Genomic DNA, 15,368 nt, shown 5'->3' on the forward strand with positions numbered 1-15,368 from the left:
CTCTCTCAGCCGATGCCGAGCAGGGCCGGGGCGAGGATAGTCGGCCGGAACAGCGCTGTCGGTGAAGCGGTGAGGCTCATGACGGAGGTGAACGCGGCGGCGACGTGAGGGTCCTGAGTCGCCTTGTCGAGTACTCGGTCGAGGTACCAGTGCTGCATGTGGGTCATTGCCCCCGACGGCGCGCCGAGAGTCGCAGGGAACCGGGCGTCTTCTCCGATGCTCATCAGCCAGGCATCCCGCGTCACCGCGGCGATGGCCTTGCGGGCAGCGCGCGCAGCCGCGTGATCGATGCCGTGGTGGCGTGCGACCGTGACGCCCAGCGCTTGAGCGCCACGGACAGCGTTCGTCATGCCCTGTCCGTAGACCGGGTTGACCACGTCCGCGGCGTCACCGACTCTGACCAACCCGTCTGGCCCGCCGCGGTATTTCCTTCGCACGCTCGGTCCAGCCGCGAACCACCTGGCGGCACTGGCTGGTTCGGCTCGCCGCAACGTGTCGCGCAGGATCGGATCTCGCATCTGTTCGAGCATTTCGTCGAAACCCTCGTCACCGCGCCCAGGTTGGGCGTTGCGCATCCCGCCGAGGCTCACGATCCAACGCTCCCCCTCTACCGGCAATATCGAGCCAGTGCGCGGCTGCCCCGGAGCGGCTTGCAGATACAGCGCTCGGAATCCGAGATCTACCGGCGGACGGTGGTATAGCCGTGAAATGTAAGCGCAACCGGCGTCCACACGCTGCTCGGCAACCGGTGGGCATCCCAGCTGCTTGAGCCACTCGGTCAGCTTCGACTTGCGCCCCGACGCATCGACAACCATCTGAGCGGGCAGGTCCTCGACAGTGCCGTCATCGCGGTTGCGGATCCGCACACCATTCACGGCGCTGGAATCGCCAAGCAGCCCAACAACGTCGACGCCCTGCATGATCTGTATTGACGGTTTGGCGAACCCCCCGGAGCGCACGAGATCTTCGTCGATCACCCGGGACCGCACGACATGATCGAGTAGGCCTCGGGTGCAGGACATGAACCTGGTTGGGCGGTCGTGGGTAGCCATGTACCCAAATGCGTTGAGCCAGCGCAGATCCGCGCCCATCACCACCTCCACCGCGCCTGCAGCTGTCAGCTCGGCCCTTATGCCTCGCAGCAGCGCTTCCAGGGCTCGCAGGCCGCCCTCAAGAAACAGATGCGCATGATGGGCCTGCGGGACACCAGCGCGGGGCACTGGTTGATCGGGGTACCGATCGCGTTCGACGACCACCGTGTTGCAGAATTCGGACAGCACGTGCGCGGCCAGCAAGCCGGCGAGCCCGCCGCCGATCACCACCGCCGTACCCCGCCCCGCCGCCCTGGTCGGGGCCGCACTGGACACGGCGTTGCGTCGGACAGGGGAGGTGATGGTGGAAGCTGGATCCGCACCGGCGGTGCCTCGCGAAAGGTCGCTCGTGGGCGCGGGTCGTGTTATCCGGTTGAGTACTTTGTGTGTTGTTTCGGTCATCTGTTTTCCGCCGATCGGGGCTAGTGCGCGGCCAGTGCTGGTGTGGGTGTGGTAATCGCGCGGGGTTTGGGTGGGGTCGACTTGCCCAGGAACGCACCGCGTTTGGCGGTGAAATCGTGGTGGTCGTGGAATAGGTCGCGCGACATCGCGCCGAGTTCGGCGTACTCGTAGGCCTGGATCGGTTTGAGTGCCATGTCCGTGGCGAGCTGCTCATGTTTGGCCTGCACTGTCGCGGTCCATCGGTCGAGTTCGGCGTACCGCGCGGCAAGGTCACCGAGCCAGGTGTCGAATCCGGTGTCGGGTCCGACATGGTCGAGGTAGCCGATCTTCAGTGCCGTGGCGGTGTCGATGGGTGCGCACTCGCGCAGGAGTTGTTCAGCGGTGTCGGCACCGACGCGGCAAGGCAGGGTGTAGGTGTGCAGTTCCGAGCCCGACAGCCCCATCGTCTGGTAGTGCGGGTCCAGCACTGCCCGCCGGGTTGCTGCGACGATGTCGCAGCTCAGTGGCATCAGTGCACCGCCAGCACCGCCAGCACCGGCGGAGCCGGTGATCGCGCCGATCGTCAGCAGGCCGTCGGGGTTCTGGCCGCTCGCGCGGCCGCACAACAGCAGCTCCCGGCAGAGATCATTGATCGCTGTGATGTTGTTCCACGCTTCGCGTGCAGGGTGCTCGTCGATGTGGATCCGACCCAGATGCAGGCCGTTGGAGAACATCGCGTCGCGGCGGCCGCGCAGGATCAGCACGCGAATGTCCTCGCGGGCAGCGGCACGGACGGCGCGAGTCAGCCTGCGGCACAGGCCAGTTGACATGGCACCGTTGTAAGCCGAGAACGTCAGCTCACCTATCGCCCCCGATCTGCGATAGTTGATATCGGCGAAGCCACCGCCGACAGTGGTCGGCAGTGCGCCAACGGGGTATCCGGCGCGCAGCAACGCAGCGGCGGCTGGCGCTTTGCAGGACCACTCCTCGTCGATGACTGCACGTAGATGCCCGATCCAGATGCTTTCTGCTGTCCCGCAGGCGATTTCCACCGCATGATGGCAGCGCCCAAGGACGGTACCGGATTCGGCGTCGACCTCGCGGCGGCCGAGGTGGGCGTCGTAGAGGTACACCGGAAAGTCGCCGATCGTTGATCGCACACCGGGTGAGCCGTCGGAGGCGTTGACGCGGCGCACGATGTGCTCAGCGGTATCGGACCAGTCGAAGGCGCGGTCGGCTTGACGCATCCGAGGGCGGGTGCGTGCATGCGCGACCGGCCGGTACATCAGCGCCTGGTCGATCGGCGCGAACGCCGGGTCGGCCGCGTTGTCGGCGGCCTCCAGGATGAGTTGGATCGCCGCGTCGCTCACGACGGAGTTGTAGACATCAGACTTGCGGCCTTGCGGGAGCACGAAAGCTCTTGTTCCCCATACTGGACCGGCGTCGAGGACTTCGGTGGCAGACACTGCGGTGACGCCCCAGATCGGGTCGTCCTCGGTGATCGCCCAGTCCAGGCTGCTGGGACCACGGTCGCCTACCGGGCCGGGATGGATCACCACGACCCTATGGCGGTTGTACACGGCTGCGGGGATGTAGGCGGTCAGGTAGGGGCAGATGATCAGATCGCTGTCGTTGGCGGCGACAGTATTTTCGATGTCGGTACTGCTGGCGACCACGACGGTGCGCACAGTTCGCCCGGTTCGTTCCAGCGCGAGCCGGGCGCGGCGGGTCAGCCCGTTCTCACCGCTGGCCAGTAGCAAGATCTGCTGTGTCACGTCATTCCCCTGCCCTCACCTGCTGCGCTGCAACGGATTCCGCTGTCCTGCACGTGGCGTCTTGTGGTCGCGGGATCGCGGCAAGGGCGGCACGGCGAGTGGTTGATAGCAGCCGCACAGGCACCGAGATTGGTGCTGCGGCCACCAGCCCGATGCGCACGCAGACCGTGCGCATCGAATACGGGCCCGCCCACTGCGGTGTTTCGCCGGGCAGAGGCGCGATCAGCACGATCACGCCGTTCACCAACAGCACTGAGGCGACGGCGAGCATGAAATATGGAAGGGTCACGTGCCGCTCCTGTTGGTCAGCGCATGTCGAGAAAGTCGTGAAGTAGGAGGCGGTGGGCTGTCCCGTCACAGGCGCCTTGTGACGGACCAACCTGCCGATGCGCGCCTGAGCACACAGCGGCGAGATCAACTCACCAGTTCTGGTGCTCGATGTAGTCGTCGTTCGAGGCGCCAATTGATCGGGGTATTGATGGCGTTCAATGACCGCCACCGTCCGGAAACCCCGTTGCTGGGTCCGGCAAGTCGTTGCGGCGCGGCAAGCCGACCGCATCGGTGGGTGGAAACGATTTAGTAAGTTGTGCAGGTGTTCAGGGGAGCACTGCAGTCGTCGGAGTAAGGGTCTGGCTGAAGAGGCTGGTTACCCCAAGGAACGTCGTTCTGGTGTTTCAGGTCACCGGGATCGTCACTGTGGATGATGATCCTGCCGTTGCCCATGTCCTCATACCACTCATCAGCTTGAGCTGTTGCGGCTCCTAGCAGCCCGCTGGCTAGCGCGACCAGTGTCAGGTAGGTAAGTTTCTTGGTCACTTCATCTCCTTTCTCAAGGTCAGTTCTGGTTCGCCTGCTGGGCATCGGGCCCCCAGTCCGGCGGCAGCTGCCCGAACGGATCGACAGGCCCGGCGGGCCATGGGTCGGCATGGGGGAATGTGCCTTCGGGGAACGAGCACCCGTCATGGCACGGATTGTCGGCATCGGCGAGAGCGACGCCGCTGCCGGCTCCGGCCAAGGCGGACAGAGTGATCGCCACAGCGAATGTGGCCTTCCTGATCATTTGATGGATCTCCTTTCGATCGCCGCTACCGCGGTGGTAGTACGGCCCAGCCGCTGTCGGACGGCGGCAGGTCGGTGTGGTGGCTTGGGTCAGAGCAAGGGGGCTGCGGATCGCGCTCACCGCCTGCTCCATGCGGTCGAGCTGCGCCGTACAGCGTCGGATGCTGTACGGCGGCAACAACTTCCAGAAGCCGATTGCGGCTGCGGTGTGGCGTTTGCGCGCCTGCGTGGGGCGGCTCACGGCTCGGCGTCCTCACGCGCGGGGCGCGCTGCTGAGGCGCCAAGAGCGGGGAGTGCGAGGGAACCGGCGGCGGAGATCACGGCGACCGCCGCGAGGACAGCGAAGAGCCGGTGGAACGCGGACAAGTAGTCGCTGGCCGAAATCATCGCCGCGGACACCGCGATTCCGATAACGCCGCCGACCTGGCGGGCGGTGAGGTTCATGGCCATCCCGGCGGCGGAGTCGCGGGTGGGCACTGTCGTTGCGGTGAGTACCGATAGCGCGGTGATCGCGACGCCGACGCCTGAGCCCAGCAGCAGCGCGACCACCGCCCACAATCCGAGGGAGGCCACCGCGTCGAAGCAGGTGGCGATCAGGGCGAATCCTGTTGCCTGCCAGAGCATTCCGGCTGTGGCATACCAGCGTGCATTGTGGGCGGTGATGTGGCGGCCCGCGGCCGCGGCCGCGATCATCGCAGCTGTCCCGGCTGCGCCGATGCACGCTGCGGCCTGCATCAGCGTCAGCTGCCACACCTCGGTCAGGAATGCGGGCACCGCCAGCAAGTAGGCGAACATGCCGTGGCCGAGGCCTGCGGAGACGACATTGGTGAGCGCGAAACCGGTGTGTCTCCACAGTCGTACATGCAGCGCGGGACGGGGGTGCCGGTTGCTGCGTACCAGAACAGCTGCGACGCTGATGATCCCGGCGACGAGCAGGGTCAGCGTCAACGGGGAACTCGCACCCCAGCGGTGAGCTTGGGTGATCGCGGCGACGGTGGCACCGATGCCGCCCGCCAGCGCCACCACTCCGAACACATCGGGTATGCCGTCATGGCGTGGCACAGAGGGCGGCAGCACCAGCAGTCCGAGGACCAGCAGCAGCGCGCACAGGGGGACGTTGACCGCGAATGCCGAGCGCCACCCCCACCAATCCACCAGGACAGCCCCCACCGCAGGACCGATGGCACCGGCCAGCGCGCCTGTGGCTGCCCATGCCCCGACGGCAGCGGCAGTGCGTTGCGGTGTGACGACCGCGAGCATCGCCCCCAATGCGGCGGGCAACAACGCGGCGCCCGCGACGCCTTGGATGGCCCGGGCGGTGATGAGCCAGCTCATCGACGGGGCGATCGCGCACAGCAGCGATGCCAGCCCGAACACCGCGACTCCGACCAGCAGGATCTGTTTGTGCCCCACGGAATCGGCTACCCGTCCCGCTGCGGCCAGGGTTGCGGCGAACGCGATCCCATAGGCGTTGACGACCCAGGTCAGCGTCGACGCCGAGCCGGGGAAGTCGTGGGCTATCGAGGTGAACGCGAGGTTGACCAGCGCGAGGTCCAGAAACGAAATGAAGGTCGCAGTGCAGGCGATCACCAGCGCCCCCGACCGGGTCGCTGGTGAGGCCAGTCCGCGGTGTTCGACGGTTGTGGCCATCACGGCCTCCCCACTGGCAACAGCGCACTGCTGGTGCCGACTTGGCCGATGTGGGTGTGCCGCGACGCGTCGGGTAGGTGCTGGCGCGTGAAGCAGGGTCGGCGGTCGGCCTCGGTGTTGTCGGCGCGGCGCCAGGTGGGTGTCGCGGCCGCGGAGACGGCTGGGTTGCTCCCTGCCCTGTCGTCGGGTCGGCTGGCGGTTTCCTTGGCTTCGAGATGGCGCAGGACCTGGTGAGTGATGCTGCGGTGGTCGGCGATGCGGACGCCGGCGGCGGAAAAGCTGTGCCGGACAGCGTGATTAAGCTCGATCAGGACTCGCTCTCGCCATGCCGTGCGGTTGCTGGAGGTGTCCAGGCCCAACTGGTCGGCTACTGCGGGTCCTACCGCGTATCTCGTCGCGTCGCCCAGGTTGCGCGCGCCGATGTCGTCGCTGAGATGCCAGCTGCTGAACGGTGCGACGCCGTAGAGCAGTCCTCCGATTTCCAGCGGCATCTCCGACACGGCGGGCACCGCATGCCAGCGCAACCCCAGCCGCGCGAACTGTGGATAGTTCGGGTGGACAAGCTCGACTTCCAGGACCAGCTCTGGGGGGATCTGGAACCATGCCAGTTCATCAGGGGTGCTGATCAGTAGCGGCAGAATGTCGAATCGGCTGCCACTGCCCTGCCAGCCCAGCGATTGCAGGGTTTCGGTGAGTTCCAACCGGGCAGGGTCCCCGATGACATCCTCGCCGCGCCGGTAGCCGGCGTAGCAGATCAGTTGGGGGTTGTGGATCCGCCACCCCGCCCCGTCCTGCCGTTGGTGTGGGCCCACGGTGACGGTCGGTTTGAGGCGGCCACCATTGGTAGCAACCTGCAGATGGGTGAAGCAGGCGTCGGCGAGATCGGCTGCGCGGCGGGATTCGCGGGCGTCGATGACTTGCACTGCCCGCCAGAACGCTTGCCCGACATGGTGGCGGTGATCGCGCCACGCGATGCGCGCTCCGGCTTCGAGTTCCTCGATGGTGTGCGTGTAGGTGCCGGTTCTTTCCAGCTGTGACAGCGCCTCGCGGCGTCGACTGGCGCTGGCCGCTAGCTCGGGTAGGCCGAAGAACTGCTCACAGCGCTTCAATCGCAACGCCATGTCCTGATCAGTGACGCTCATCGGTCTGGCCTCCGGTCCTGTTCTCGGCGGCGGCGCAGACGGCACGGTGCTTCAGGTAGGCGAGTTGGCCGGTGTAGCCGTCTGCTGGCTGCGGCGGGGGCGGGCCGTCAGCGCGCAGCGCCGCTGCTCGCGCGGGGTTTCTGGTCGCCGCGGCTTCGGCCCAGTGCAACTCCTGGTAGTAGGCCTGTTGGGCGGTGAGGCGATCGAAGTTGATGCGCTGGCTCATCGGGGGTGTCGCTTTCTGTCAGCGGTTTCCGCGCGGACGAGTTCGACGAAGACAGCGGTGGTGGCCAGTGGCGGGCGGGGTTGGCCGCACCTGTGGTCGTGGCTGCGATCAGCCGCGCACCGCTGGCACATGGGCGCATCCGGCCAAGTCGTTGTCCACGCGCCCAGCCGGGCGATTGAACTCATCCGGGTCAGCGGTGACCGCGGTGAGCGAGCACGGCGATATTCGACCGTTTCCACGGCAGAGCCACACCTCCCCGCATGAAAAAGAGCAGCGCGGATTATTGATCCGCAGGAATGTCTTCTGGTGCCGCCCCGGGCCCTGCAACTAATTCAGGAACATTCGAATGTCCGCGTTAGCGAAATTGGCTTGTCCCCCATGGTGAGCATCGGAACTGAAAACAGCATTGCTTGCACGTCTTGCGGATGTCAATTCCAATTCCCTGCACATTGAGTGCAGAAAGTCGACGGATACCGCACGTCTTGTGCGGTATCGCCCGCTACTCCAACACCGGCTGTGAGCTGGGGCGATGCCGGACCGCACCGCATGTGCGTGTCGATCGGAAATGCCGCACAAATTGTGCGGCCGTCATGATTATTCGGTCGAGATAAATTCTCCCGAATCCCGCTCTCACATTGTGCTGAGCCCGGTTTCCATGTTTGACTGCCTTCCGGCGCGGACTAACTGAAATCGACCGCGCCGCGCTCACTGGTGTGTGCGCATGAAACGTTTGAGGGGAAAACCTGATGAAGCTCAACAATTTCTTGGCGTCGGCAACATTGGCGACCGTGGGTTGCCTGAGTCTGCCGACCGTGGCCGCCCACGCCGAAGTCGCATTTTTCGCACCACATGAGCAGAAGATCACCACCGCTGATGGCTGGGATTTGGTTCTGCGTCTGGACAACGAATCCTGGAACCGTGTGGACACACTCAACATGACCGGCACCAGCCGCGAGGGATTCGGGGATCTGCGCGCGACGGTCACCGTTGGCGGCAAGGGCTCGAGCCTCAAGGGTGCGCAGGTTCAGGTGGGCTACATCATCGGCTGCTTCGCGGACTTGAACTCCATCACCACTGGATCCTCGGCCAGCCTCAGCCCGCGGGTCGGTATCGAACCGGGATTCCCGCTTCCGCTCGTGCCCCGGGGCGACCTAGGCGGGTCACTCGGCCCGACCGTTTCGGTGGGGATATCCCCCGGCCAGATCAAGGCCTACCCACTGGCCCAGAAGAATCTCGAAGCGACCGATGGAGTCTTGCAGCTGCGCCAGACCCACATGAATATCGACGGCTGCCTCGGCCCGACCCAAGTTCAGGCGTTCGCCTCGGTGACCATCGTGTCGAAGGAAGCCAGCGACACAGTGTCGGTGTACGGCGACCGCTTCCCCATCTAGCCGCTCGGAGGCAGATCATGACCAATCGCCATATCGGGCTGGTGATAGCGACCGCCGTCACGCTCACCGGAATCGCCGTTGCGACGGTATACGCGAGCCCAGGTGATCAGGGTTCGGTTCCGGTGCCGGGAATCAAGGACCTGCCCACCGCGCCCGGCGGTGCGGCATCGTTGCCGACAGCCCCGACCGTCGTTCCGACATCGGGTAGCGGTGGCACACCGACCACCGTCCCGACGACGACCGCGCCCCCGACGCGGGTAACGCCGACGGCGGCCGATGGGCCACCAGTGCTGGGATCAGCCACTTCGACGACGAAGCGGCGTCCTGGATCCGGCGGTGTGCTGCCGAGTCTGGCGCAGGAGCCGGGCGGATCCCAAGTGCCGCAGGCACCGTGGGCTCCATAGGTCGTCGCCGGGCCCACGACGACAGCGGTGTTGTCCTGGGCCCGTTGACGCGCGACAAGATCAGCAATCGTGCATCGCGTGCCATACTGCTGCCGTGCGTGGAAATGACATGGGGGACAACCCCGCACGTTCGACTCGCCGCGGTGCGGGTGTGCGAATCTCGCGGGTGATGCTGGCCACCGCCGTAGCCGCCACTGCGGCGGTGGTCGGGCTGCCGGGCGCCGCTTCGGCGGGTGGGCCCGCGCCGATCGATCCTGCGCGACTGCCTGCCGACGGTAATCCGGCACCACCAGACAAGACCGAGGCTGCCAATGCGTGCACCATCGCGGTCTCCACGACCTCGCCGGCGATCCCGCCCGCGCAGGCGTATCTGAATCTGCCTGCGGCATGGCAGTTCAGCCGCGGCGAGGGCCAGACGGTTGCGGTGATCGACACCGGTGTGTCCCGCCATCCCCGGCTGCCTGATCTGATCGCTGGAGGCGACTACGTCGCTACCAGTGACGGCACCGACGACTGCGACGTGCACGGCACGGCGGTCGCTGGGTTGATCGCGGCTCATCCGTCAGCGAGTGACGGGTTCTCCGGGATCGCGCCAGCAGCGCGCATCATCGCGATCCGGCAGACCAGCGCCAATTGGCGCAAGCAGGGCGCTACCGACCAAGACCCCAACAATCCGAAGAATTCCGCCGGATACGGAACGGTCACCACTCTTGCGTCGGCGGTACGTCACGCCGCGGACATGGGGGCCACGGTCATCAACATCTCCGAAACTGCGTGTGGGCCAGCCGGATCAGTCAACGATGGCTCCCTTGGTGCGGCCGTACAGTACGCCGCGCTGGTCAAGGACGTTGTCGTCGTAGCAGCGGCAGGCAATAACGACTCCGAGAACTGCAAAGCGGGCAATCCCGGCGTCGATCCGATTCATCCGAACGCTGATCTTTGGTCAACGGTCACCACTGCGGTCACTCCGGCATGGTATGACCGCTATGTGCTCGCGGTCGGCTCGATCGACCTCGACGGTGCGCCGTCGAAGTTCACGGTGCCCGGACCATGGGTAGGGGTCGCCGCCCCTGGTGAGCAGATCATCTCTCTGGATCCGCACTCCGGCGGCCTGGCCAGCGGCAAGGTCGTCTCACAAGGTCAGGGATCCTTCGCGGGCACCTCGTTCGCGTCACCGTATGTGGCCGGGTTGGCGGCGCTGGTGCGGGCACGATTCCCGCAGTTGTCCGCCGCAGAGGTCATCCAGCGGATCAAGGCGACCGCCCATACCCCAGCTGAGGGATGGAACCCCTGGATCGGGCACGGATCGATCGACCCGATCGCCGCATTGACCCACGAGGTCGCTACCGACACCGTCGTGGAGAACAAGCCGCTGCCCACCGACGGACACGTGCAACTGCCGGTGCCGGTCCCACCGCCACCACCGGACAACTCCGCACGCACGGTGGCACTGGTCGGCTCGGGCATCGTCGGGGTACTGCTGATCCTCGGATTCGCCGCGTCGTTTCCACTCACTCGGCTGATGCGCGACCGCGCCGACGACATCTGAACGCTGGTCACGCTCCCCGCCACCGGGAAATTCGGTCAGATGCCACACGTTGTATGTGCTCATCGGGCCGTCACCCCCGATGGTCGCGCCGGAGATCACGCTGCGCCGCCGCGCCGTGTTGTTGCGTTGAAAGTGCTGGTGGTGAAGGTACTTCCGATGTTCTGTTCCGCTAGTGCGGGGTTGCCAGGCCCACGCTGCCCCTCCCTGAGCGCCCCGATGTGAGGCCTTCGGATTGCTCCCAAACGATCTATCTTTCTGATATCCGGGCAGATAGTGTGCGAGTCAACCTTTAGGGGTTACCGCCAGATAGCGCGGGGGGGCTGACCAGAAGGACCACGGCGAGGGGCCGAGGTCCACCCTGGTACTGCCGTGGGGGGCCGTACGCCACTCAACTCGCGATGAGTTGTACCCGAAATCGGCTGGCGGATGGCAGGTTAGGAGGAGGTAACGTGGTTTACGCAGGCGATACCCTGCTATCGAGGTACATGAAAGACCGCCGCGAGAAGGCCGGCTTAACGATTCCACAACTAGCCGCGGTGATGGAAACCATGACCGAGGGCGTCTCGCAATCATCGATCGAGAAGTACGAGAACGGCTCACGCAAACCGACTGACAAGGCCCTGGCGGCCTGGTTCGACGGTGTGGGGGTGAACTACTGGTACCGCGATAAGATCAGGGAATTGCTGAGCCCGGAACTGTTCCAGCACGAATACGGTGAGATACCCGAACAGCCCATCCCCGAGGATATCGAAGTCCTCAACAGCCTCGGCATTCCCGCAGCGTTCCTCAGCGATCCGATGTGGGGACTGCTCGCAGCCAATGATCAGTTCTTGACAATGTTCCCCGGCCTGGAGCCCGGGATGAACGTCGCGCTGTGGATGTTGACAAGTCCGGTGGCCAGGTTACAGATCGTCAACTGGGACCTGCGCACCCACATGCTGATCGCAGGTATCAAGGGCATCGCACCAGGAATAGTGCCAGACGCGGAGATCGAAGATTTTTGCGCCCAAGGCTCCAAAATGCGCGAATTCCAGACGTTCTGGGACGAAGATCCCACCACTGAGCAACTTCTCAATTCCGATGTCATTCTTCGCGATCAGCCGCATGCGCGCGGCGGAAGATATATCAGCCGAACAGGAAGATGGTTCCATCCCAGACGAAGGAACCTGCTCTACACGCTGTCCTACACAGAAACCCCGTCCCCGTTCCCTGCGTAAATGCAGAGCATCGAGTTCGGCCATTTTCAAAACCGCCCGGTCGCGTTGATGCGCTCGATGTGCCCACGCCCGCACCTGATGTGCGGGCGTCGGCACGCTCTCGCACATGCAGTGCGGGATTCACGTGCTGCCCGCACATCAGGTGCGGGCAGCACGGTGTTTTCCGCACTGCATGTGCGGTGTCAGGCGGGTTGACGCCAGTCAGCTTCGGGCTGAATGCTTGTCGGCGATAGCTTCAGATGTCGCGTGCCGGGATCAGAGGTAACCCTCTGATCCCGGCACGTGTCGGGTATCGGTGCTGCTACCTGTTCATCTTCTCGGAGCATCGTAAGCAGGATTTGAAACGGTCTCATTTAATTACGCGGGGCAAAATGGGGGCCGACAGGAGGCATTATGGTGGGGCCAGCGGATTGCGACTGGGAGTGGGCGGACAAAACCGGGGGGAAGCTGTCGGCCGAACAGCAGCGACAATGGCGGCGACTCTATGTCAAAGAAATACCCGCGGGGATGGCAGACCAGATATTGGACAAGCTCGGATTTCATGGTGATGGCCACCTGGACTTTGATGCCCTGACACTGCCGCGAACACAGCTCACCCGGGCAGCCGAGGATGCCGCCGTGAAAAATTTGTCGGATTCCGTCCTCGCGCACAGTTACCGCTGCTATTACTTCGCGTTGGTTCTCGCTGGGCAGGCCGGAGTGGAATTCGATAACGAACTGGCCTATGCGGCCTGTCTGTTGCATGACCTGAATCTCGAAAGCCCCCGCGCCGGAACGTGCTTCGCGGTCGGGGGCGCCCGCAGGGCCAGGCAAATCGCGCTCGACGCCGGAGAGTCCCTCGAACGCGCTGAACAGCTGGCGGCCGGTATCGCCGGGCACATGAACTTGGGGGTCGCCCACGACCTCGCCGATGCGGGCGGGTTCATCGCCGCGGGCGCGATGGTCGATGTATTCGGTGTCGGACTACGACGATTCAACCGGGCTTGGGTCCAAGAACTGATGCAGCGCCACCCACGCCTGCGGTTCACAGAACTGGCTGTCGCGGCGATGCTGGCCGAATCGGCGGTCAACCCCGATGGTCGGGTCGCGTTCATCGTGCATCGCGGCGCCACCGATGTCGTTCGCAGCGCCCGGTTCCAGGAGTAGCTGCCGCCGTCTAAATGACCCCGATGCACTGCTGCCGGAACCGCCGCGACCGAGAGACCGGGCGGCACGGGAGCGCCGGCGTCTCGTTTTGTCCTCGGGAGGTGGGGTCAGCTGCCAGCAATACCGCGAACTCGTCACAATCCATGCGTGTCTTGACGGTCGGAATTACTCATCTTCATTTGGCACCGCACTTGATGTGCGGGTTGGTGACTTTTTTCGCACTGTATGTGCGGGCATTCGTGTTTGTCCGCACATACAGTGTCGGCCGGAGGCCGGTTGTCGCACCGTCAGTGCGTTGAGCTGCGGAAATTCCTACACAAAGTGCGGCACGGAACCTATTGCGCCACTCACTACGCGCAGAAAGTATTGATGCACAGCATTTCCTCGGGATGGATCGACAATTCTGCGGCCCGAGACATTGTGCGTTGATGAGTGGAGTTGTATGGGTGCGCCGATCGGATTCGATTGGGATTGGGCCAGCTCGACCGGCGGCCTGATCTCGCGGCGGCAATGTCTTCAGCTCATCGCCGTCCTGCTCACCCAGATGCCTGGACTGGTCAGCGGCGAACTCGAAGTAGTCGGCGGCGTGCACGGCACCGGTCGTCTCGACGGCGCCGCCTTGGTGACCCCGTCGACGTCTGTTGCTGTCGCGGCCGAACGCATCGCCCGCGAGCAACTGAGCCCGTGGCTGCTCGAACACAGCTTCCGCTGCTATTTCTTCGGCAAAGCGCTGGCGGGCGTCGACGGGGCCGTCGTCGATGACGAACTCGCGTTTGTTGCGGCGATGCTGCACGACATCGAGTTGGAGCGGCCGGTGCGCGGCCGGTGCTTCGCTGTGCGCGGAGCGGAAGACGCCGAGAAGTTCCTGTCAGAGCTGGGCGAGCCCAGCGAGCGGGTCACCCTGGTGCGTGACGGGATCGCTCAACACATCACCCCGGGCCTGGACGGCGACATCGGTGATGTGGCCGTGTTCCTGAGCCAGGCCGCCAGCGTGGACCTGTTCGGTGCCCGCGTGCAGGACCTCGACCCTGGCTGGATCACTTCCCTGCTCGCTGAGCATCCCCGCCTCGATTTCAAACGCGAAGTCATCCGGGTTTTGCGCGAGGAGGTGGCGCGAACCCGGACGGACGGATGGCGCTGATCCACAAGCTCATGTGGGAGCAGCTGGTTATCAGCGCCCCCTTCACCGAATAAGCCCAACCCAGAATCCGCCGCTACGAAAGGAAGCTCATGACCCCCCTCTCCCCGTGATTCAGCCAGGCGGCTGAGGAGGTCCTCCTCGCCCCTATCGGTAGCACGGCAGGTCTTTCACGAATTTCACAACAGCGCAGCGTGATCCGCACGAGGGGCGATCTCCTGCGCCAGGCACAACAAAGACACCGCGGGGATTCGACCGCGGCGCAGAACCCGGCGCGCGCCGCGCCGCAGGTTCGGAAACGGGAGCAGCAGATGGCGGGTGAGAGCGTTCAACGAGTTCGTTCCAGCGACGGAACGAACACCAAAGCAGAATTGGCCACGGCCCCTCAGCCGGGTCAGCACTATCCTGCCGTGCGGGACCTGTGTGCGCCGATCGGGCAAATCCTGCGGGACTACCGCGAAGAGCTCGGGATCACTCAGGAGTCCCTGGCCCGCCGGGCGAAGTTGTCGAAGTCGATGATCACCAAAATCGAACGGTCGGATCGTCCCGTGAACTCCGCGACCATCGCCAAACTCGCCCCGATACTGGAGCTGTCCGAATCCAGCCACCAGCGGCTGCTGTGGCTTGTCGACCCGCATCTGCGTCGTGTGTGCCTGCCCGCTGCGGCCCGGCGAACACCGACTCGCCGCGAACTCAGTGTGCTGCAAGCCAATCAACACCCCGCTGCCTTCATCGAGCCCGGTCTGGCAGTCATCATCGCCGCCAACCCAGCCTTCATCCGCGCCTTCCCCGGCTTGCGTGTCGGCGACAGCATGGTCGAATGGCAGCTTCTCAACCCCTGGGCCAAAGGTGTCCTCGCCGCCTGGAAGCTCGAGACGCACCTGTCGGTGCGGGCGTGCCGGGAAGCGTTGACCGGGTTCGTTCCCAACAGCCGCATCGAAGCCATCAAGGCTCGCCTTCGTGAAGCCTCCGAATTCGACGAGATGTGGAATAGTCGCGTCCCGAAAGACTATGTGTCCCGGGAGATCCTGCAACTGCGCGACCCCCACGATGACGCCAACACCGTGCGCGAGACCTATGTTCGCGTCTCCACCGACGACAGCCCATGGCAGCACTACGCGCTCTCTCCCGCCTGAACCCTCCCCAGCCACCCGCCGGGCTCCTGCAACAGTCGTTTCCATCGAATCGTCAGGGGATGT

The 15,368-nt window shown here is 64.8% G+C and carries 15 protein-coding genes; 7 read left to right on the forward strand and 8 right to left on the reverse strand.

Annotation, left to right across the window (positions count from 1 at the left end; translation table 11 throughout):
• Positions 1–5 precede the first annotated feature (5 nt).
• The 8 genes from ACQP2U_RS42980 to ACQP2U_RS43015 all read right to left on the reverse strand — a co-directional run bounded on the left by ACQP2U_RS42980 (position 6) and on the right by ACQP2U_RS43015 (position 7,324).
• Entirely contained in the window at positions 6–1,493 is a 1,488-nt protein-coding gene (locus ACQP2U_RS42980; RefSeq protein WP_433717213.1) for an NAD(P)/FAD-dependent oxidoreductase, read from the reverse strand.
• 20 nt (positions 1,494–1,513) lie between these two features.
• Positions 1,514–3,247, reverse strand: coding sequence for an enoyl-CoA hydratase-related protein (locus tag ACQP2U_RS42985; RefSeq protein ID WP_433717215.1), 1,734 nt, complete (start codon positions 3,245–3,247; stop codon positions 1,514–1,516).
• Position 3,248: 1 nt separating this feature from the next.
• Entirely contained in the window at positions 3,249–3,536 is a 288-nt protein-coding gene (locus ACQP2U_RS42990) for a hypothetical protein (RefSeq protein WP_433717217.1), read from the reverse strand.
• Positions 3,537–3,823: 287 nt separating this feature from the next.
• Positions 3,824–4,063 (reverse strand): hypothetical protein, encoded by a 240-nt coding sequence (locus tag ACQP2U_RS42995; protein WP_433717219.1) that lies wholly within the window; start codon positions 4,061–4,063, stop codon positions 3,824–3,826.
• Positions 4,064–4,082: 19 nt separating this feature from the next.
• Entirely contained in the window at positions 4,083–4,547 is a 465-nt protein-coding gene (locus ACQP2U_RS43000; RefSeq protein WP_433717221.1) for a hypothetical protein, read from the reverse strand.
• Positions 4,544–5,956: an MFS transporter gene (locus ACQP2U_RS43005; RefSeq protein ID WP_433717223.1), complete on the reverse strand. Its 1,413-nt coding sequence runs from the start codon at positions 5,954–5,956 to the stop codon at positions 4,544–4,546. Before ACQP2U_RS43005 ends, ACQP2U_RS43000 begins: the two co-directional genes overlap by 4 nt.
• On the reverse strand, positions 5,956–7,098 hold the full coding sequence (locus tag ACQP2U_RS43010) for a nitric oxide synthase oxygenase (protein WP_433717225.1): 1,143 nt from the start codon (positions 7,096–7,098) through the stop codon (positions 5,956–5,958). The genes ACQP2U_RS43005 and ACQP2U_RS43010 overlap by 1 nt, the downstream gene beginning before the upstream one ends.
• Positions 7,085–7,324, reverse strand: a complete 240-nt coding sequence (locus ACQP2U_RS43015; protein WP_433717227.1) for a hypothetical protein — start codon at positions 7,322–7,324, stop codon at positions 7,085–7,087. Before ACQP2U_RS43015 ends, ACQP2U_RS43010 begins: the two co-directional genes overlap by 14 nt.
• Before the next feature lie 746 nt (positions 7,325–8,070).
• Between ACQP2U_RS43015 and ACQP2U_RS43020 the strand changes: the two genes are divergently transcribed.
• From ACQP2U_RS43020 to ACQP2U_RS43050, 7 genes are all read left to right on the forward strand, one after another.
• Positions 8,071–8,715 carry an MspA family porin gene (locus ACQP2U_RS43020; RefSeq protein WP_433717229.1) on the forward strand — a complete coding sequence of 215 codons (645 nt, stop codon included), beginning with the start codon at positions 8,071–8,073 and terminating at the stop codon, positions 8,713–8,715.
• 17 nt (positions 8,716–8,732) lie between these two features.
• Positions 8,733–9,119: a hypothetical protein gene (locus ACQP2U_RS43025; RefSeq protein WP_433717231.1), complete on the forward strand. Its 387-nt coding sequence runs from the start codon at positions 8,733–8,735 to the stop codon at positions 9,117–9,119.
• 94 nt (positions 9,120–9,213) lie between these two features.
• Positions 9,214–10,668 carry a type VII secretion-associated serine protease mycosin gene (gene mycP, locus ACQP2U_RS43030; protein WP_433717233.1) on the forward strand — a complete coding sequence of 485 codons (1,455 nt, stop codon included), beginning with the start codon at positions 9,214–9,216 and terminating at the stop codon, positions 10,666–10,668.
• A 449-nt stretch (positions 10,669–11,117) separates the two neighbouring features.
• The gene (locus ACQP2U_RS43035; RefSeq protein ID WP_433717234.1) at positions 11,118–11,885 is read left to right on the forward strand and encodes a helix-turn-helix domain-containing protein; all 768 of its coding nucleotides are present in this window, start codon (positions 11,118–11,120) and stop codon (positions 11,883–11,885) included.
• Positions 11,886–12,278: 393 nt separating this feature from the next.
• Entirely contained in the window at positions 12,279–13,031 is a 753-nt protein-coding gene (locus ACQP2U_RS43040) for an HD domain-containing protein (protein WP_433717236.1), read from the forward strand.
• 442 nt (positions 13,032–13,473) lie between these two features.
• Entirely contained in the window at positions 13,474–14,172 is a 699-nt protein-coding gene (locus ACQP2U_RS43045; protein WP_433717238.1) for an HD domain-containing protein, read from the forward strand.
• A 407-nt stretch (positions 14,173–14,579) separates the two neighbouring features.
• Positions 14,580–15,305, forward strand: a complete 726-nt coding sequence (locus ACQP2U_RS43050; protein WP_433717240.1) for a helix-turn-helix domain-containing protein — start codon at positions 14,580–14,582, stop codon at positions 15,303–15,305.
• Positions 15,306–15,368 lie beyond the last annotated feature (63 nt).

Source organism: Nocardia sp. CA-084685 (assembly GCF_050955785.1).
GTDB lineage: Bacteria > Actinomycetota > Actinomycetes > Mycobacteriales > Mycobacteriaceae > Nocardia.

Coding starts and splice junctions, on each gene's coding strand:
- ACQP2U_RS42980 (WP_433717213.1), bottom strand. CDS start 1,493: ATGACCGAAACAACACACAAAGTACTCAACCGGATAACACGACCCGCG.
- ACQP2U_RS43005 (WP_433717223.1), bottom strand. CDS start 5,956: ATGGCCACAACCGTCGAACACCGCGGACTGGCCTCACCAGCGACCCGG.
- ACQP2U_RS43010 (WP_433717225.1), bottom strand. CDS start 7,098: ATGAGCGTCACTGATCAGGACATGGCGTTGCGATTGAAGCGCTGTGAG.
- ACQP2U_RS43015 (WP_433717227.1), bottom strand. CDS start 7,324: ATGAGCCAGCGCATCAACTTCGATCGCCTCACCGCCCAACAGGCCTAC.
- ACQP2U_RS43020 (WP_433717229.1), top strand. CDS start 8,071: ATGAAGCTCAACAATTTCTTGGCGTCGGCAACATTGGCGACCGTGGGT.
- ACQP2U_RS43025 (WP_433717231.1), top strand. CDS start 8,733: ATGACCAATCGCCATATCGGGCTGGTGATAGCGACCGCCGTCACGCTC.
- ACQP2U_RS43040 (WP_433717236.1), top strand. CDS start 12,279: ATGGTGGGGCCAGCGGATTGCGACTGGGAGTGGGCGGACAAAACCGGG.
- ACQP2U_RS43045 (WP_433717238.1), top strand. CDS start 13,474: ATGGGTGCGCCGATCGGATTCGATTGGGATTGGGCCAGCTCGACCGGC.